This is a genomic window from Gordonia jacobaea (assembly GCF_001186365.1).
GTDB lineage: Bacteria > Actinomycetota > Actinomycetes > Mycobacteriales > Mycobacteriaceae > Gordonia > Gordonia jacobaea.
Map to the genome: position 1 here is coordinate 232353 of NZ_LDTZ01000020.1, position 19007 is coordinate 251359.

Consider the following 19007-nt stretch of genomic DNA (forward strand, 5'->3'; position numbering starts at 1 on the left):
AACTTTTCAGATCAGATGCTTCGGGTGCACGCGCTTGGGCATCAGCTGCAGCAGCGCTAGCTGACCGGCCATCTGCCAACGGTTTTCGACGGTCTCGGAGTACAGGTCATCGAGCGCTGCCTTCCCGAGCCTGTGCGGCCCGACGATGCGATAGCACGACTGGTTGAAACTCCCGAACCACAACTGGATAAACAGCTTGGGATTCACCATCATTCGCCAGGCGGGCACCAGGCAACCGATCTCGCCGGCGAGTGCGTCCAGGTACAGCACCTGCGACGGAATCGCCTCCGTGTGGCCAGGACTCAGCGCAGTCCAGTGCTCTTCCCACTCCTTTTCGCGACCGATGCGTTCGTCGATGTTCGACGGCGCGGCGAGCTTTCCGCTGCACAACTGCGCGAAGTACCGCGCCTGCATCTCCGCGCAGATCGGGATGCCACCCGAGAACGGCCGGACGAATCCGATGAACGCCGCGGTGCCGTCGTGTTCGGGGTGCAGGAAGTGCTTGTAGAGGTTGCGCACGTTGCCGTCCTTCACCTGCAGATCGCCGATCGACAGCTTCTCGGTGGTGAAGCCGGTGCACAGCACGATCGCGTCGAACTCCGCCGAGCTCTCGTCACGGAAGCGCACCGTCGAACCGTCGGAGCCTGCAATTCCACTGTCGTTCAACGCTACTCGTCCGTCGACGAGACTCGGGATGAAGCTGACGTTCTTGCAGAAGATCGCCCGCTGCGCCCAGCTACCGTCGGGATGCGACCGTCGATTCCAGGTGCGAATCATGTCCCAGTTGGCCTCGTTGTCGAGGGTGTCCACGTCGATCTTCGCAGGCTCCATCGGCTGGCCGAGAGGATTCACGTCGGGCTCGACGGTGCGCCGACCTCCCGGCGCCCTGCCCGCGTACGCCCGCACTACACCTGCCGCAGTGGTGAACACACCCAGCACCACCGACATCGCCAGGAACAGCGCCTTGATCACCGAGTTGCGGCCCCATGCGGAGTCGAGCACGAACGGATACTCCGCCGACCTCCTGCACATCTCATGCGCATGCGCACGGACGGTTCCGTTGTCGGTCGTCCTCGTACGGTTGAACACACGCGGCAACAGGTAGGTGTAGGAGCGGATCGCAAGAGTGCATTCCGTTGCCACATCACCGATTTCGCGCACGAGGTCTGCACCGGATTCGGCCATTCCGACAATCAGAACCCGCTTTCCGGCAAACCGGTCGCTGTTGCGGTACTCCGACGAGTGCACGACCTCCCCGGTGAAACCCTCGAGCCCCGCGATCGCGCGGTTGGGTGTCTTGAAGGGGCCGGAGCAGACGGCTACCGCGTCAAAGCTCTCCGACGACGTCGCGCTCCCGCGTGAGACCGTCACCGTCCAGCCCCGGTCGTCGCGCCGGATATCGGTGACCTCTGAACCGAACGTGATGCTGTCGGCGAGACCGAATCGGGCCGCGTACTCGCGCAAGTACTCCAGATACTGCGCGCGCGTGTAGAACACGCGGCCGTCGGCAAAGGGGTGATCCGAGTAGGCCATGAGTTTCATCGAGATCGTGAGCATGAGGTTGTCGTAGGCCTTCATCTGCTCGCTGTCGCCTTCGTGGCGCAACCACAGGCCACCGAGATCTGCATTCTTGTCGAAGCAGACAACGTCGTGCCCCTCGTCGCGCAACTGCTTGATCGTCGTCAGGCCACACGGTCCCGCACCAACCACACACACCTTCACGGCAATTCCTTCGAGTATTCCGGCGCCGGGATCGGCAGCCGATCGACCATTAATTAGGCAAGGCTAACATCACCTCGGCAAAAGACAGATCAGCATATCCGCAGGTCAACGGGCACTTCGGTCAATTCGGGCCAAGCCGACACGGATTGCGCGCCACCCTGAATCGCCGCCAAATCATTACGTGCGCCCGATTGACAGACACGACCGGAGCATTCACACTTGTTGCATCAGTTGCTATTCGTTGCGTTATACGCAACTAGCAACGTGGGGTCGCCGCCGACTCCAAACAGCGCTCTCACAACCCCCAGGCCCCGCCCCCAGCCACCGCGATCCCATACGCCGCCAAGAGAGACTTCGATGGCCGATGCCCACTGACCCGCCCCAGCAGAATGCGCAGTCGACCGCGCACCGAGCCGATCCGGCCATGTGCGCTGTCATCGACACGCGCGTCGTCAGCGAAAGCCTCCCGGGCCAGTGCTACGTCGAGCAGAAGTGGTTCGACGTCGATCTCGACGAGATCTTCGCCAAGCAGTGGCTCTTCGTCGCCGCCGAAGCCGAGATCGCCGAGCCCGGCGACTACGTCACCGTCGAATTCGGAACGCGATCGGTCATCGTCACGCGTGACAACCTCGGCAACGTCCGCGCCCACCACAACGTCTGTCGCCACCGCGGGGCCCGCCTGATCACGCAGGCAAACGGCTCGACCGGCACCATCGTCTGCTCGTACCACTCGTGGACCTACGGCACCGACGGCCGCCTCATGTACGCAGAGGCTCAGGCACCCGACTTCGACAAGCGCTGCTTCTCGCTCCGCTCCGTCGCAGTCCGCACCATCGCAGGCCTCGTCTTCATCTGCCTCGCCGACGACCCGCCCACCGATATCGACGACGTCGCGCGCATCGTCGAACCGTATCTCGCGCCTCACCGACTCTCGGAGGCCAAGGTCGCCAAGCAGACCGATCTCGTCGAGAACGGAAACTGGAAGCTCGCGATGGAGAACAACCGCGAGTGCTACCACTGCGGCGGCCATCCGGAACTCCTGAACGTCTTCTTCCCGACCTGGGGCTACAGCGACTCCGACGCCATCCCCGACCGACTCACCGCTGTCGTCGAGCGCTATCGACGCGCCACCGCGGAACTCACCGACACCTGGAACCGCTTCGGTCTCCCGTATCGACGAATCGCCCAACTCGACTCCCGCCCAACGGGTTTCCACATCGAGCGCGAGGCAATGGATCTCGCGGGCGAGTCGTTCACACTCGACGGAACCACCGCGTGCACACGCCCACTCTCCGACGACCTACCCGACCGCCGACTCGGCCGACTCTCGATGCACCTGCAGCCGAACATGTGGCTGCACGTGACCAGCGACCACGCGGTGTTGTTCTCCGTCATACCGATTCGACCCGACGAGACGCTGGTGCGCACCACCTGGCTGGTCAACGCTGCGGCAGTCGAGGGCGTCGACTACGACCTCGATCGACTCACCGGGGTCTGGGAAATCACCAACCAGCAGGACGCCGACCTCGTGCGGCTCGCCCACCGAGGCATCGCCGATCCCGCCTACGTTCCCGGCCCGTACGGACCATCGGAGTTCCAGGTCGAGGCGTTCATCAATTGGTACGTCACACGGCTGCGTGTCAATCTCGGACTCGACGCCGACGCCACGGCCGACAAGATCGCCGAGAGTGCGTGATGAGCACCGACCACCTCCTGGTGTGCGTCGACCGCACCGAACTCACCCGCGACATGGCTACGTTCACCTTTCGCGCGGTCGAGCCGTACACCTTCGTGTTCAACCCAGGGCAGTTCCTGTCCGTCGGGATCGAGATCGACGGCCGCGTCGTCGAACGGTGCTACTCGATTTCGTCGTCGCCCACCCGTCCGGACACGCTGTCGATCTCGGTGAAACGCAAAGTCGGTGGGCACGTGTCGAACTGGTTGCACGACAACATGTCTGAGGGCCGGACGATCACGGCTTCCGGGCCACTAGGCCGGTTCAGCTATATCGACAAGGCCGCGACCAAACTCCTGCTGATCTCCGCCGGTAGCGGCATCACCCCGGTGATGTCGATGTTGCGAGCCGCCACCGATTCCGATGCCAGCACCACCCCCGACATCGTCTTCATCCACAGCGCCCGCACTCTCGACGACATCCCGTTCCGCACCGAGCTCGACGACCTCGCCGTGCATCACCCCCAGGTCACCGTCGCCTTCGCCTGCACCCGCCTCACCGACGACGATTCCAGTGCCGCGTGGTCGGGCCATCGCGGCCGACTCGACGCCGCCGCCCTCGCCCGCATCTGCCCCGACCTCGCCGAGAGGGAGGTCTTCCTCTGCGGCCCGGGACAGTTCCGTGCGGGTGTCCGTTCGGCTCTTGTCACGTCCGGCGGCTCGCTGGCACGAATTCACGAGGAGAGCTTCGGCTTTCGGCTACCTACCAATGACGACGGCGCTGCCTCCGAGGGCGTCAGCGTCGACTTCACCCGCCGCGCACGCCGTATCCACGTCAGCGCCGGTACGACGATCCTCGCCGCCGCTGCGGCTGCGGGAGTCACGCTCCCGTCGTCGTGCGGTGTCGGCCTGTGCGGCTCGTGCAAGGTGACCAAGACCTCGGGCGACGTCGTGATGAACCATCAGGGCGGAATCCACCGCCGCGAAATCGAGCAGGGCAAGATCCTGCTCTGCTGCTCCGAACCACTCTCGCCCGTCGTGATCGATCTGTGAGGACCCCATGACCAGCCCCCATCCAGACTTCCTCTGGCGCAACCCCGATCCCGCGCCCAGCTACGACGTGGTGATCGTCGGCGGCGGCGGTCACGGCCTCGCCACCGCCCACTATCTGGCACGCAATCATGGGATCACCAATGTCGCTGTGCTCGAGCGTGGTTGGCTCGCAGGCGGCAACATGGCACGCAACACGACGCTGATTCGCTCCAACTACCTGTGGGACGAGAGCGCCGCGATCTACGAGCATTCCCTCAAGCTCTGGGAGGGACTCGAGGACGAGCTCGGGTATCCGATCCTGTTCAGCCAGCGCGGGGTGCTCAACCTCGCGCACACAGAGCAGGATGTCCGCGACTCGGTCCGCCGAGTAGAAGCGAACCGGCTCAACGGAATCGACGCCGAATGGCTCGATCCCAAGCAGGTCGCCGAGGTCTGCCCCATCGTCAACACCTCCGCCGACATCCGCTATCCCGTCCTGGGTGCCACATTTCAGCCGCGCGGCGGGATCGCGAAGCACGATTGGGTCGCATGGGGATTCGCGCGCAGCGCAAGCGACGCCGGCGTCGACATCATCCAGAACTGCGAGGTCTTCGGGTTCGAGACCGACGCGGGCAAGATCACCGCGGTCAACACGAGCCGCGGACGAATCGGTGCAGGCACCGTGGCACTGTGCGCCGCAGGCCACACCTCGACGCTCGCCGACCCACTCGGCATCGACCTTCCGCTGCAGAGCCACCCGCTGCAGGCACTCGTCTCCGAACTCCTCGAACCGGTCCACCCCACCGTCGTGATGTCCAACGCGGTGCACGTGTACGTCTCGCAGGCACACAAGGGTGAGTTGGTGATGGGAGCGGGAGTCGACTCGTACAACGGATATGGCCAGCGCGGCGCCTTCCACATCATCGAACGCCAGATGGCGGCGGCCGTCGAACTGTTCCCGATCTTCGGTCGAGCCAGGCTGCTTCGAACATGGGCGGGCATCGTCGACGTCACCCCCGACGCCTCACCGATCCTCGGCGCCACGCCGTACGAGAATCTCTTCCTCAACTGCGGCTGGGGCACAGGCGGTTTCAAGGCAACACCAGCCGTCGGTTGGTGCCTCGCGCATACCGTCGCGACCGGTGCACCACATCCGATCAACGCGCCGTTCACCATCGAGCGCTTCACGACCGGCGAGCTCATCGACGAACACGGCGCCGCAGCGGTAGCGCACTGAGCACCGTTACTGAATCCGCAGCCACTGAGTACCAGGAGATCCGTTGCAGCTCATCACCTGTCCGCACTGCGGGCCACGCGAAGAAGTCGAGTTCCACTATGGTGCCGCCGCGGGCGTCGCCTACCCCGACCGTCCCGCCGACCTCGACGACGCCGCGTGGGCACGCTATCTGTTCTTCCGCCCCAACCCGAAAGGCGCACTGAGAGAACGCTGGTGCCACAGCGCAGGTTGTCGGCAGTGGTTCACCGTCCAGCGCGACACGGTCACCTACGCGATCGTGCCGGCACCGGCAGAGGAGACGGCTCGATGACCCAGACCTTCCGCACCCCCTCCGGCGGACGTGTCGATCGCGATACCCCCATCGACTTCGTCTTCGACGGTGCCACGTACACCGGTTACGCAGGCGACTCACTGGCATCGGCATTGCTGGCCAACGGAGTTCGCTCGATCACCAGCAGCGTGATACTGAATCGCTCCCGTGGTGTCACGGGAGCGTGGGCCGACGATGCCACCGCGCAGATCGGTGTCGACGCTCCGTACAGCGAACCGATGGTCCCCGCGACCACAGTCGAGCTGTGCCCCGGCCTCGTCGCGCACGGCGTGCCCGGACTTGGCCGCTTGTCATTCGACGTCGACACCGCCCGCTACGACTCGCTGCACCACCATCCCGACCTGCTCGTCGTCGGCGCCGGACCCGCAGGCCTCATGGCGGCGCTGATCGCCGCCCGCGCAGGCCTACAGGTCATGCTCCTCGACGAGCGCGACGAGCCCGGCGGCGCAACACCGTGGGCGCGCTGGGTAGACGACGCCGTCGCCGAGTTCGACTCACTGCCCACCACCACCCGATTGATCCGAACCACGGCGTTCGGTGCATACGACGACGGGTTCGTCCTCGCTGTCGAACGTCGCACCGACCATCTGGGAACGGACGCGCCACAGCACATCTCGCGGCAGCGAATTCATCGAATCCGTGCCCGACACATCGTCGTAGCCGCCGGCGCACACGAACGTCCGATCATCTTCGGCAACAACGACCTACCCGGCGTCATGCTTGCCGGCGCGGCGGCCGACTACCTCCGCCGATACGCAGTGCTCGTCGGCACCAGCGCCGTCGTCTTCACCGCCTGCGACGCCGCATACGACGCCGCGTTCGCGTTGGCGCAAGAAGGAGTCGAGGTCCGTGCGATCGTCGACGTGCGCGCCACCGTGTCGACCGACCTCGCAGAACAGGCTGCGGCCCTCGGGATCTCACTGCGTGTCGACGACGCCGTGGTCGAGGCTCTCGGCACTGATTCGGTAGCGGGTGTGCGCCTCCGGGATGGCACGTCACTCGACTGCGACACCGTGCTGGTCTCCGGAGGCTGGAATCCCGCTGCGCACCTGTGGAGTCAACTGCGCGGTCCGCTGACCTTCGACGCCTCAGCCGCAGCCTTCCTACCCACGGGAACGCTACCGACCACTGAGATCGCGGGCGCGGCAGCCGGAATGCTCACCACGCCATCGTGTCTGGCCGACGGGCGTCGAGCAGGGCTATCAGCAGTTCGCGCGCTCGGCGTCGTGGCACCCGAGTTCCGAGCGATTCCGCACGTCGGTGAGCGCACCCCGGCCGCGACAGAAGTGTGTTGGCGAGTTGCCGAATCCGACGCTGCGACATCGTTTGTCGATCTCCAGCGAGATGCCACGGTGACCGACGTCGAGCGTGCCGTCGGCGCCGGGATGACGTCCGTGGAGCATGTCAAGCGCTACACCACGATCGGTACGGCACACGATCAGGGCAAGACGTCGGGCATCGTCGCTTCGGGCATCGTCGCGGAGTTGCTCGGCGTCGACGTCACCGACACCGGAACCACGACGTTCCGTCCGCCGTACACCCCGGTGTCGTTCGCCGCCTTGGCAGGTCGCGACCGAGGCGATCGCTACGACCCGGTTCGACGAACCGCGTTGCACGAGTGGCACAGTGATCGCGGGGCGGTGTTCGAGGACGTCGGCCAGTGGAAGCGTCCACGCTTCTATCCACGCGGCGGCGAAGACATGGCATCGGCTGTGCTCCGTGAATGTGCCGCTGTCCGTTCGGGAGTCGGCATCCTCGACGGTTCGACGCTCGGTGTCATCGATGTCGCGGGACGTGACGCCCCCGCCTTCCTCGACATGCTCTACACGAACATGATGAGCACACTTGCGGTCGGCAAGATTCGCTACGGCGTGATGTGTGGCCCCGACGGCATGGTCAAGGACGACGGCACCGTCATGCGCATCGCGGACGACCGCTACACCGTCTACACCACCACCGGAAATGCGGCGGCCATCCTCGACTGGATGGAGGAGTGGCACCAGACCGAATGGCCGGAGCTGCAAGTGTTCACCACCTCGCTGACCGATCACGTCGCCACGTTCCCCGTTGTCGGACCGCGATCTCGGGACGTCGTGGGTGCCGTGTTCGGTGACCTCGACGTGAGCAACGGCGCGTTCGGCTTCATGGACTGGCGCGACACCACTCTCGACGGCGTTCCGATCCGTATCGGGCGCGTCAGCTTCTCCGGCGAGCTCGCCTTCGAGGTCAACGTTGCCGCGGAGTACGCACTCGATGTGTGGTGTGCACTCCTCGACGCCGGTGAACGCTACGAGATCACGCCGTACGGAACCGAGACCATGCACGTGTTGCGCGCCGAGAAGGGGTATCCGATCATCGGCCAGGACACCGACGGAACGGTCACGCCGCACGATCTCGGCATGAGTTGGGTGGTGTCGAAGAAGAAGTCCGACTTCATCGGAAAGCGCTCGTTCTCCCGTGCCTCCGACTGTAATCCGTTGCGCAAGCATTTCATCGGGCTGCTGCCGACCGATGCGTCGACGGTGTTGCCGGAGGGATCGCAGATCATCACGCACAGTCCGGACGGCACGCTGCCACCGCCACCCGTTCCGATGCTCGGTCACGTCACCTCCAGCTATCTCAGCGCCGAGCTCGGTCGGCCGTTCGCACTGGCGCTCGTGAAGGGTGGCCGGGATCTGGTCGGTTCCCGGCTGTCGGTGCCCGTCGGAGACCGCCTCGTCGAGGTCGAGGTCACGTCACCGGTATTCGTCGACCAGGAAGGAACCCGTCGCGATGGCTGACATCTCGCTCGCACCGCGCTCGCCGCTGAGCGGCCGACAGGTGGCATTCGACGCGCTCGCGCCCACAGTCCAACTCGCTGAAATGCCAGTGGCACAGGCGATTGTCCGTACCTCCGACGTCGATACCATCGCACGTCTCGATCTGCCAGGCGTCTGCGAACTACGACGCCGCGACGGTGAGGTCGCAGTCTGGCTCGGCCCCACCGAGTGGCTGCTCTATCGCGAGGGCGTGACAGGCCACGCATTCTTCGACGACGTCGTGTCCCGCGCAGGCGACAACGCTTACGTCATGGATGCGACGTCGCAGCGCACCCGGCTCGTCCTCGGCGGACCCCGCGCTCGCACGATCCTGGCCCACGGCTGCGCAGTTGATCTGTCCGACAACGCGTTTCCACCCGACCGCGCAATCTCGACCCTGTTCGCCCAGACCGGCGTCGTGATCCACCGCGACCAACCCGACGACTCGTACACACTCTTCGTGCGCTCCTCGTTCGCCGACTACCTCGCTGACTGGCTCGTCGACGCCGCGGCCGAGTATGTGGTCCCGACTCCAACTGACACGAACCCCTAACCTGAAAGACCGCTCATGCCCTCGACTTTCACGCTCACCCTGCGGTGTCCCTCCCGCGGCGGGATCATGCACGCGATCTCGTCGTTCCTGTTCAGCCACGGCTGCGAGGTCATCGACCATCGACAGTTCGACGATCCGACAACGCACACCCTCTTCGTACGAACGGAATTCGCGTCCGCTCGCCAATCGAGTGCCGACGACGTGACCCGCGCGTTCGAACATCTCGCCACCGGGATCGACGCCGAGTTCGAGATCCACGATCGCACGCCTACGCGGATCGTCGTCATGGTCTCCAAGCTCGGTCACTGCCTCAACGACCTGATCTTTCGTTGGCGCGCAGGGACACTCGGAGGTGAACTCGTCGCTGTCGTATCCAATCACAGCGATCTGGAGCCGATGGCCACCTCGGCCGGACTTCCGTTCCGGCATCTGCCCGTGTCGCCGGACACCAAGGCCGACGCCGAGGCGCGACTTCTGGCAACGGTCGACGAGTTCGACGCCGACCTCGTCGTGCTCGCCCGATACATGCAAATCCTCTCCGACGAGACCTGCGCGAAGCTGCGCGGCAGGGCGATCAACATCCACCACTCGTTCCTCCCGGGCTTCAAGGGCGCCAAGCCCTATCACCAGGCACATCAACGCGGCGTCAAGTACGTCGGCGCGACAGCGCATTACGTGACCGCAGATCTCGACGAAGGCCCGATCATCGAACAGGAGGTGATCCGCATCGATCACACCCACGACCCACGCAGGCTCGCCACAGTCGGCAGCGATGCCGAGGCCTTGGCGCTCTCCCGCGCCGTCCGCTGGCACAGCGAGAACCGCGTGCTCATGAACGGAACCAGCACCGTGGTGTTCAGCTAGCCGCCCACCGCCAGCCGAGCCCAACCCGCTGGTCGAGCCCAACCCCGCCGGTCGAGCGCCCCAACCCCGCCGGTCGAGCGCCCCAACCGCTGGTCGAGCCCAACCGCTGGTCGAGCTTGTCGAGACCACCCGCCGGTCGAGCCCAACCGTTGGTCGAGCCCAACCGCCGGCCGAGCCCAACCCCGCTGGTCGAGCTTGTCGAGACCACCACCCACCAAAGGAACCCCATGTCCACTCCCAAAGTCGTCATCGTCGGCGCAGGCATCGTCGGCACCTCGCTGGCCGACGAGCTCACCGCGCGCGGTTGGACCGACGTGACGGTCCTCGACCGCGGGCCGCTCTTCGCCACCGGTGGATCGACCTCGCACGCACCGGGTCTCGTATTCGCGACCAATCCGTCGAAGACGATGACCGAGCTCGCGAGCTACACCCTCGAGAAGTTCTCCGCACTCGAGCATCCCGACGGCTGGTGTTTCAGTCACGTCGGAGGGCTCGAGGTGGCCACCACCGAAGCCCGCCTCGACGACCTCCACCGCAAGGCGGGCTGGGCTGCCTCGCGCGGCGTCGAACATGAGCTGCTCTCTCCCGCAGAGTGTCTCGAACGCCACCCCCTGCTCGACCCTGACCAGATCGTCGGTGGGTTCTTCACGCCGCGCGATGGTCTGGCGAAAGCACTGCGGGCAGCAGAAGCCCAAGCGACGCGGGCGATTTCACGTGGGGCACGGTTCGTGCCGCACACCGAGGTGATCGACGTCGTCGAAGAAAACGGTGAGGTGCGTGGCGTCCGCACCGCGACCGGAGTCGTCGACGCCGACATCGTGGTGTGCTGCACGGGTTTCTGGGGAAGAGAGTTCGGCCGTCGCGTCGGACTCACCATCCCCCTCGTTCCGATGGCACATCAATACGCGTACACCACGCCGCTGGAATCACGACAGGGCGCCAATTCTGTTGTCGCAGAGGCTTCGCTGCCAATTCTGCGCCATCAGGACCACGACCTCTACTACCGCGAGCACGGTGACCGCCTCGGCATCGGCTACTACGGCCATCGCCCCATGCCGAGCGACGTCAACGCGCTCGACTACGACTCGACAGTGTCACTCGAGGAGATGCCGTCGAAACTGATGTTCACGCCAGACGATTTCGCCGAAGCCTGGGACCAAACTATCACGCTCATACCGGAACTCGCGACGGGAAAGGTCGACGACGGATTCAACGGCATCTTCTCGTTCACCCCCGACGGGCACTCCGTCGTCGGAGAACATCGCGACCTCAAGGGATTCTGGGTCGCCGAGGCGGTGTGGGTCACGCACTCCGCGGGTATCGCCCGCACCGTCGCCGAGTGGATGGTCGACGGCACACCCGCCGTCGACACCCACGAGTTCGATCTGTATCGGTTCGAAAACGCCGCTCTCACAGACGACTACATCCTCACGACGAGTTCGCAGTCGTTCGTCGAGGTGTACGACATCATCCACCCACACGATCAGGTTGCCGCTCCACGAGGCGTGCGCACCAGCCCGTTCTACGACCGCCAGGCTGCTCTGGGCGCAGAGTTCTGGGTCGCGAATCTGTGGGAGCGACCGGCGTGGTTCGAGGCCAATCAGGCGATACTCGATGAGCTCGTCGCCGGTGGCATGCAGATCCCGCAACGCGACAACTGGTCCGCGCGCAACTGGTCGCCGATCTCGGTCGCAGAAGCGGCGTGGACTCGCAGTCATGTCGCGATGTACGACATGACACCGCTGACCCGCTATGAGGTCAGCGGCCCCGGAGCCGCGGACTACCTCCAACGACTGACCACCAACAACGTCGACAAGTCGATCGGCTCGATCACGTACACGCTCATGCTCGACGACGCAGGCGGCGTGCGGTCAGATCTGACGGTCGCCCGACTCGATGCTGATCTGTTCCAGGTCGGGGCCAACGGGCCGATCGACTTCGACTGGATGTCGCGACATCTTCCCGCCGACCGCAGCGTCACGCTCCGAGACATCACCGGCGCGACCTGCTGCATCGGACTCTGGGGGCCATCCGCCCGCGACGTCCTCGCACCACTGACGCCAACCGACCTCACGAACGACGGCCTGAAGTACTTCCGCTGCGTCCAGACGATTATCGGCTCCGTGCCCGTCACTCTCATGCGGGTCTCCTACGTCGGTGAGCTCGGCTGGGAGATCTACGCCGACGCCGAGTACGGCCGCGGTTTGTGGGACCTCCTCATGGCGGCGGGTGCCGAGTACCGCATCATCGCCGCGGGCCGGATCGCGTTCAACGCACTGCGCATCGAGAAGGGCTACCGATCCGCTGGCGCCGACATGACGACAGAGCACACCCCGGCTGCGGCCGGACTCAGCTTCGCCGTGAAGTCGTCGAAGCAGGACTTCGTCGGAAAGAAGGCCCTGGACCAGCGGGAATGCACATCACGCCTGCGCACGATCAAGTTCGACGACCCCGCGGCCGTGGTGCTCGGGAAGGAGCCCGTCACCGTCGACGGGAAGGTCGTCGGATACGTCACGAGCGCAGGGTGGTCGCCGACGATCGGCGCGTGTCTGGCGTATGCGTGGCTGCCTTCGGACCTACCCGATCTCACGGCCGTTGAGGTCGATTACTTGCGCACGTCGTATGGTGCCTTAGTGATCTCGGATCCGGTGGTCGACCCCGAGATGGCTCGAATCAAGCAGTAAGTGTCCACCGCTACCTGCGAAAAGAGGCGCTATGGCGAACATGAATGATGTGCGGAAACGCTACACACTCGACCCGGTGGTGTTCGGTGTGACGGCAGCACTGATCATCGCGTTTCTGATCTGGGGTCTGGTCAAGCCCCACAATCTCACGTCCGTCTCGTCGACCGTCCTCGACTGGATCACCGGTAACCTCGGCTGGCTGTTCATCCTCACAGCAACCGGTTTCGTGATCTTCGCGGTCTGGCTCGCCCTGAGCAAGTACGGGCGCATCCCGCTCGGCAAGGACGGCGACAAGCCCGAGTACCGCACCGTGAGCTGGATCGCGATGATGTTCAGCGCCGGCATGGGCATCGGCTTGATGTTCTTCGGCGCATACGAGCCGCTGTTCCACTTCGTCGAGGCACCGCCGGGATATTCGGCTCGCGACGTGCAGGTCGCAATGGCAACCACCATGTTCCACTGGGGATTTCACCCGTGGGCCATGTACGCGGTGGTCGGCCTGGCCATCGCATACTCCACCTACCGTCTTGGCCGTAGCCAGCTCATGAGCGCGGTTTTCGCTCCGCTGCTTGGCAATTCGGTGAACGGCCCGGTCGGCAAGATCATCGACATCCTTGCGATCTTCGCGACGCTGTTCGGCACCGTCGCCTCACTGGGACTCGGTGCGCTGCAGATCGGTTCGGGCTTGGACAAGGTCGGTTGGGTGAAGAACCCGTCGACCATGGTTCTCGTCGCGATCATCGCGGTGCTGACCGCCGCATTCGTCGCGTCGGCAGTGTCGGGTATCGCCAAGGGAATCCAGTGGCTGTCGAACATCAACATGGTGCTGGCGCTGATCCTCGCGGTCTTCGTATTCGTCGTCGGCCCCACCGTGTTCATCCTCAATCTCCTGCCCACCACAATGGGCGCCTACGCCAACGACGCCCTCGGTTTCTCCGCACGGTCGGGCGCGACAGTCGACGCCGACGGCGAGAGCTGGCTGGCGTCGTGGACCATCTTCTACTGGGCGTGGTGGGTGTCGTGGACCCCCTTCGTCGGAATGTTCCTCGCGAAGATCTCCAAGGGCCGCACCATCCGCGAGTTCGTTGTCGGCGTGATGATCGTGCCAACCGTGGTGTCACTGTTGTGGTTCTGCATTTTCGGCGGATCAGCCATACGTGAATTCACCGACGGCAAACTGGCTTTCGACCCCGCCACCAGCGCCAGCGAAGACACGCTGTTCGACGTCCTGGCCAACATGCCGTGGACAGCGATTGCCTCCGCCCTCGTGATGATCTTGGTCGCCATCTTCTTTGTCTCCGGCGCGGATTCGGCGTCGTTGGTGATGGGTACTCTCTCGCAGCGGGGCACCCCGGAACCGAGTAGATGGATCACCATCTTCTGGGGTGTGTCCACCGGTGCGGTCGCCGCAGTGCTGCTGGCCGTCAGCGGCGACGACGGACTCACCGGCATCAAACAGATGGCGATCATCGCCGCGCTGCCGTTCGTGTTGGTGATGGTCGGCATGTGTGTGTCGCTGTACATGGATCTGCGCCGCGACCCGTTGATCGTCGCTCGTGGCCTGCTGTCCGACCGCGTCGACGAGCACATCCGCGAGGAGGCTGTCAAAATCGAGACCAGCGAGTTCGCGGTGCTCGACCCCGAGACCGGCGACCCCATCGCACCGTTCGTCAACGACACCGTCGAAACCATCCCGCCCGCAACGGAAGACAAGAAAACCACGGAAGGCAAGAGAACCGAATGACCCAACCGCTCGCGGGGCTGATCGGCGACCATCAGCTCTACATCGACGGCACGTGGCGCGCCGCCTCCGACGGCGGCGTCCGCGCGCTGATCAACCCTGCGAACGGGACCGAGTTCATCTCTGTCGACGAGGCGAGCGCCGACGACGCGACTGCTGCCGTCACCGCTGCGCGCACGACGTTCGACGACGGCGAGTGGTCATCGACGCCGGTCGCCGAGCGGGCCGCACTTCTACGCCGTATCGCCGACCTGTTGGTCCGCGACAAAGCAGACCTCGCGTACATCGAGACGCTCGACACCGGAAAGACGTTGGCGGAGAGCGAGATCGACATCGACGACGTCGAGTCGGTCTTCCGCTACTACGCATCGCTCGTCGAGACGTCAGCCGATCGGGTCGTCGACGTCGGCAATCCCGCCGTCATCAGCCGCGTGATCCGCGAACCGATCGGGGTCTGTGTTCTCATCGCGCCCTGGAACTATCCGCTTCTGCAGATCTCGTGGAAGATCGCGCCGGCACTCGCCGCGGGTTGCACCATGGTCGCCAAACCCAGTGAAGTGACGCCTCTTTCGACGATCGCGTTCGTCAGGCTGTGCGAAGAGGCCGGAGTCCCCGCTGGCGTACTCAACCTGGTGCAGGGCTCCGGTGCCGTTCTCGGTCAAGCACTCACCGACAACCCCGACGTCGACTTCATCTCGTTCACCGGCGGCCTGCAGACCGGCATCGTGATCTCCGAGACCGCAGCCAAGCACGTCACCAAGGTTGCCGTCGAACTCGGAGGAAAGAACCCGCACATCGTCTTCGACGATGCCGACTGGGAATCGTCTGTCGACCAGGTACTCACCGGGGTGTTTCTACACTCGGGTCAGGTGTGCTCATCGGGCACAAGGCTCATCGTGCAGTCGTCCATCGCCGACGACTTCGTCGACGCTCTCGTCGGGCGCGCCTGCACCATTCGCATGGGCGACGGGCTCGATCCGACGAGCGAGACCGGCCCTCTGGTATCCCAGGCACAGCTCGACAAGATGCACGCCTACGTGGCGTCGGCGAAAGACCAAGGCGCCGTGCTGCGTTGCGGCGGCGGACGGCCAGATCGCGACGATCTCGATCCCGGCGGCTACTTCTTCTCCCCCACCATCTTCGACCACTGCGACCGATCGATGACGATCGTCCGCGACGAGACGTTCGGGCCGATCCTCACCGTCGAACGATTCGAGACCGAGGAGCAGGCACTCGCACTCGGCAACGACACCGAATACGGTCTGGCCGCTGGGGTCCGCACCTCCGACGCCGCGCTCGGCGAACGGATGGTTCGCGGTCTGCGGCACGGGACCGTGTGGCTCAACGACTTCGGCTACTACACACCAGCCGCCGAATGGGGAGGATTCGGCAAGTCCGGCAACGGACGCGAACTGGGCCCGACCGGGCTAGCGGAATATCAAGAAACAAAGCACATCTGGCACAACACCGCGCCGTCGGCGTCGCGGTGGTTCGGACCGGAATGATCACGCGATGAGGAACAATGGCCACAGAGTCCACGCCGACAACAGCTTCCGAGGCCGACGGCCTCGAAGACTTCGGATACAAACAGTCACTCGACCGTAGTATCGGCAAGTTCGCCAGCTTCGCCGCGGGCGTCAGCTACATCTCCATTCTGACCGGAACCTTCCAGCTCTTCTACTTCGGCTTCGGGACCGCCGGACCCGCCTATCTGTGGTCGTGGCCGATCGTCTTCGTCGGACAGCTCTGCGTCGCACTGTGTTTCATGGAGCTCGCGGCGAAGTACCCGGTCGCCGGGTCGGTGTACAACTGGGCAAAGCGGTTGGGCACGCAGCTGGTGGGATGGTCGGCCGGCTGGTTGATGCTCACCGCATCGATCGTCACCCTGGCGGCCGTCGTGCTGGCATTGCAGCTCAACCTGCCGAGACTGTGGAGCGGCTTCCAGATCTACGGCGACGGTTCCACCGCGACGTCGTACGCGGTCAACGCGGTGATCCTCGGCTCAATCCTGGTCGCCATCACCACTGCCATCAACGCGTGGAGCGTGCGGCTCATGGCGATGATCAACAGTGTCGGCGTCTTCGTCGAGCTGATCGCAGCGGTACTCATCGCAGTCATTCTCGCGTGCAACGTGACTCGGGGTCCGCAGGTCTTCTTCTCCACACATGGCTACGGGGCCGGCGAGAGTGGCGGCTACCTCGGCGCATTCCTCGTCGCGTCGTTGGCGTCGGGCTATGTGATGTACGGCTTCGACACCGCGAGTTCACTCGGCGAGGAGACCGTCGAACCACGACGCACCGCGCCGAAAGCGATCCTGCGCGCAGTTCTGGCCTCCTTCGTCATCGGCGGTGCGATACTCGTTTTCGCGATCATGGCCGCCCCGGACCTCGACGATCCCAAGCTCGGACAACCCGACGGAAGCCTGCAGTACATCGTCGAATCCGTCATGTGGGGACCGCTGGGCAAGATCTTCCTCGTCGCCATCGTCATCGCGGTCGTCGTCTGTTCACTCGCGGTGCACACGGCAGGTATCCGGCTGATGTTTGCGATGGCCCGCGACAACGCGCTGCCCTTCGGCTCCCACCTGGCAAAGGTCGACCCGAAGCGCCAGACCCCGGTCATTCCCGCTTTCGTCATCGGGATTCTCGCCATACTGATACTCGTGATCAACATCGGTCAACCGAAGATCTTCACGGTGCTGACGTCGATCGCGATCATCATGATCTATCTTGCGTATCTCTTGGTCACGATGCCCATGTTGCTCAAGCGTTTTCGCGGTGAGTGGCCGTCGAAGGATCTCGCCGAGGGCGGCTACTTCACGATGGGGCGGTGGGGACTGGCGGTGAACCTACTGGCCGTCGTCTGGGGCATCGGAATGGCGCTCAACCTGGCCTGGCCACGTTCGGCCGTGTACGGCACACCGTGGTTCAACACGTGGGGGGCGTTCGTCTATATCGGCATCATCCTCGGACTCGGACTGCTCTGGTACTTCACCGTGGGTCGTCGAAACATCGGTGTACTGGCATCGCATTCGAGTACCAACGACATCGCCACGGAGGCCGCGCAGTGACCACCTACGACTACGTGATCGCGGGCGGTGGAACCGCCGGATGTGTTCTCGCCGCGCGACTTTCCGAAGATCCCGATGTGACTGTCTGCCTGATCGAAGCCGGACCGAGCGACGTCGACGACCCTGCGATCCTTGTGTTGGCCGACTGGATGCACCTACTCGACTCCGGCTACGACTGGGACTATCCCGTCGAACCGCAGGAGAAGGGCAACAGCTTCCTACGACACGCCAGGGCAAAGGTGCTGGGCGGATGTTCGTCGCACAACTCGTGTATCGCCTTCTGGCCCTTGGCACAAGGGTTGAGAGACTGGGAGGCGATGGGCGCGACCGGTTGGGGGCCCGAAGCCGTACTGCCCTACGTCGCGCGCGTGGAGAACAACGTCGCCGACGGGACGTACCAGGGCTATCCACACGGACACAACGGCCCTGTCCGGCTGCGCGATGTACCGCCGAATGATCCTTGCGGCCAGGCGGTTTTGGATGCTGCCGCCAAGCTCGGCCTTGACACCGTCGCATTCAACCGCGACGAATGGCACCTCAATGCCGCTGGCTGGCTGCAGATCAACGCCAATGAAGCCGGCGAACGCATGTCATCGTCGCACGCCTACCTGCATCCGATCCTCGACAAACGGCCCAATCTGACTGTGCTGACGGACAGTTGGGTCAGCGGGATCGTCATCGATGACTCTTTACGAGCCACCGGCGTCACGTTCCTACGGCCAGACCTCAGCGGATACGACACCGTCGACGCACGACGCGAGGTCATCGTGACCGCGGGCGCCATCGACACTCCTAAGTTGTTGATGCTCAGCGGGATCGGGCCGGCCGACCACCTCCGTGAGATCGGCGTCGAGGTTCGTGTCGACTCGCCCGGCGTCGGGGAGAACCTCGACGACCACGTCGAGGGTCTGGTGTTCTGGGAGGCGTCGCAGCCGATGGTCAGCGAGTCGACACAGTGGTGGGAGATCGGCCTCTTCGCCACGACACGTGACGACCTCGACCACTCGGATCTGATGATGCACTACGGCAGCGTGCCGTTCGACATGAACACACTCCGATGGGGCTACCCCACCACAGAGTCGGGGTTCTGCCTCACACCCAATGTGACGCAAGGTCTTTCCCGGGGAACGGTGCGACTGCGGTCGCGCGACTTCCGCGACCGGCCCCGGGTTGACCCGCGCTATTTCACCGATCCCGAGGGCCACGACGAGCAGGTGATGCTCGCGGGAATCCGACTCGCGCGCGAGATCGGTGCGCAGAGTCCGTTGGCGGAGTGGGTATCTCGCGAACTGGCACCGGGG

13 protein-coding genes are annotated in these 19007 nt (G+C 64.4%); 12 read left to right on the forward strand and 1 reads right to left on the reverse strand.

Annotation, left to right across the window (positions count from 1 at the left end; all coding sequences use genetic code 11):
- Window positions 1–6: 6 nt before the first annotated feature.
- Window positions 7–1722: a flavin-containing monooxygenase gene (locus ABW18_RS17685; RefSeq protein WP_049700274.1), complete on the reverse strand. Its 1716-nt coding sequence runs from the start codon at window positions 1720–1722 to the stop codon at window positions 7–9.
- Between the two features lie 424 nt (window positions 1723–2146).
- Here ABW18_RS17685 and ABW18_RS17690 point away from each other — a divergent pair, with 424 nt between their 5' ends.
- The 12 genes from ABW18_RS17690 to ABW18_RS17750 form a co-directional block, all read left to right on the forward strand.
- Entirely contained in the window at window positions 2147–3418 is a 1272-nt protein-coding gene (locus tag ABW18_RS17690) for an aromatic ring-hydroxylating oxygenase subunit alpha (RefSeq protein WP_200903282.1), read from the forward strand.
- Entirely contained in the window at window positions 3418–4449 is a 1032-nt protein-coding gene (locus ABW18_RS17695) for an FAD-binding oxidoreductase (protein WP_049700330.1), read from the forward strand. Before ABW18_RS17690 ends, ABW18_RS17695 begins: the two co-directional genes overlap by 1 nt.
- Before the next feature lie 7 nt (window positions 4450–4456).
- Complete coding sequence (locus ABW18_RS17700) at window positions 4457–5665, forward strand: sarcosine oxidase subunit beta family protein (RefSeq protein WP_049700276.1); 1209 nt, start codon at window positions 4457–4459, stop codon at window positions 5663–5665.
- A gap of 43 nt (window positions 5666–5708) precedes the next feature.
- On the forward strand, window positions 5709–5975 hold the full coding sequence (locus ABW18_RS17705; RefSeq protein ID WP_049700277.1) for a sarcosine oxidase subunit delta: 267 nt from the start codon (window positions 5709–5711) through the stop codon (window positions 5973–5975).
- The gene (locus ABW18_RS17710) at window positions 5972–8776 is read left to right on the forward strand and encodes an FAD-dependent oxidoreductase (RefSeq protein WP_049700278.1); all 2805 of its coding nucleotides are present in this window, start codon (window positions 5972–5974) and stop codon (window positions 8774–8776) included. Before ABW18_RS17705 ends, ABW18_RS17710 begins: the two co-directional genes overlap by 4 nt.
- Complete coding sequence (locus ABW18_RS17715; RefSeq protein ID WP_049700279.1) at window positions 8769–9347, forward strand: sarcosine oxidase subunit gamma; 579 nt, start codon at window positions 8769–8771, stop codon at window positions 9345–9347. Before ABW18_RS17710 ends, ABW18_RS17715 begins: the two co-directional genes overlap by 8 nt.
- A gap of 15 nt (window positions 9348–9362) precedes the next feature.
- Window positions 9363–10211, forward strand: coding sequence for a formyltetrahydrofolate deformylase (gene purU / locus ABW18_RS17720; protein WP_049700280.1), 849 nt, complete (start codon window positions 9363–9365; stop codon window positions 10209–10211).
- A gap of 227 nt (window positions 10212–10438) precedes the next feature.
- Window positions 10439–12895 carry a GcvT family protein gene (locus tag ABW18_RS17730; RefSeq protein ID WP_049700282.1) on the forward strand — a complete coding sequence of 819 codons (2457 nt, stop codon included), beginning with the start codon at window positions 10439–10441 and terminating at the stop codon, window positions 12893–12895.
- A gap of 31 nt (window positions 12896–12926) precedes the next feature.
- On the forward strand, window positions 12927–14639 hold the full coding sequence (locus tag ABW18_RS17735) for a BCCT family transporter (protein ID WP_049700283.1): 1713 nt from the start codon (window positions 12927–12929) through the stop codon (window positions 14637–14639).
- Window positions 14636–16141 carry an aldehyde dehydrogenase family protein gene (locus ABW18_RS17740; protein WP_049700284.1) on the forward strand — a complete coding sequence of 502 codons (1506 nt, stop codon included), beginning with the start codon at window positions 14636–14638 and terminating at the stop codon, window positions 16139–16141. Before ABW18_RS17735 ends, ABW18_RS17740 begins: the two co-directional genes overlap by 4 nt.
- A gap of 17 nt (window positions 16142–16158) precedes the next feature.
- Entirely contained in the window at window positions 16159–17706 is a 1548-nt protein-coding gene (locus ABW18_RS17745; RefSeq protein WP_049700285.1) for an APC family permease, read from the forward strand.
- Window positions 17703–19007: GMC family oxidoreductase (locus ABW18_RS17750; protein WP_049700286.1), on the forward strand; the 1305-nt coding region annotated here is incomplete at its 3' end. The genes ABW18_RS17745 and ABW18_RS17750, both read left to right, overlap by 4 nt.

Coding starts and splice junctions, on each gene's coding strand:
- ABW18_RS17730 (WP_049700282.1), top strand. CDS start 10,439: ATGTCCACTCCCAAAGTCGTCATCGTCGGCGCAGGCATCGTCGGCACC.
- ABW18_RS17695 (WP_049700330.1), top strand. CDS start 3,418: ATGAGCACCGACCACCTCCTGGTGTGCGTCGACCGCACCGAACTCACC.
- ABW18_RS17735 (WP_049700283.1), top strand. CDS start 12,927: ATGGCGAACATGAATGATGTGCGGAAACGCTACACACTCGACCCGGTG.
- ABW18_RS17690 (WP_200903282.1), top strand. CDS start 2,147: ATGTGCGCTGTCATCGACACGCGCGTCGTCAGCGAAAGCCTCCCGGGC.
- ABW18_RS17715 (WP_049700279.1), top strand. CDS start 8,769: ATGGCTGACATCTCGCTCGCACCGCGCTCGCCGCTGAGCGGCCGACAG.
- ABW18_RS17710 (WP_049700278.1), top strand. CDS start 5,972: ATGACCCAGACCTTCCGCACCCCCTCCGGCGGACGTGTCGATCGCGAT.
- ABW18_RS17745 (WP_049700285.1), top strand. CDS start 16,159: ATGGCCACAGAGTCCACGCCGACAACAGCTTCCGAGGCCGACGGCCTC.
- ABW18_RS17740 (WP_049700284.1), top strand. CDS start 14,636: ATGACCCAACCGCTCGCGGGGCTGATCGGCGACCATCAGCTCTACATC.
- ABW18_RS17700 (WP_049700276.1), top strand. CDS start 4,457: ATGACCAGCCCCCATCCAGACTTCCTCTGGCGCAACCCCGATCCCGCG.
- purU (WP_049700280.1), top strand. CDS start 9,363: ATGCCCTCGACTTTCACGCTCACCCTGCGGTGTCCCTCCCGCGGCGGG.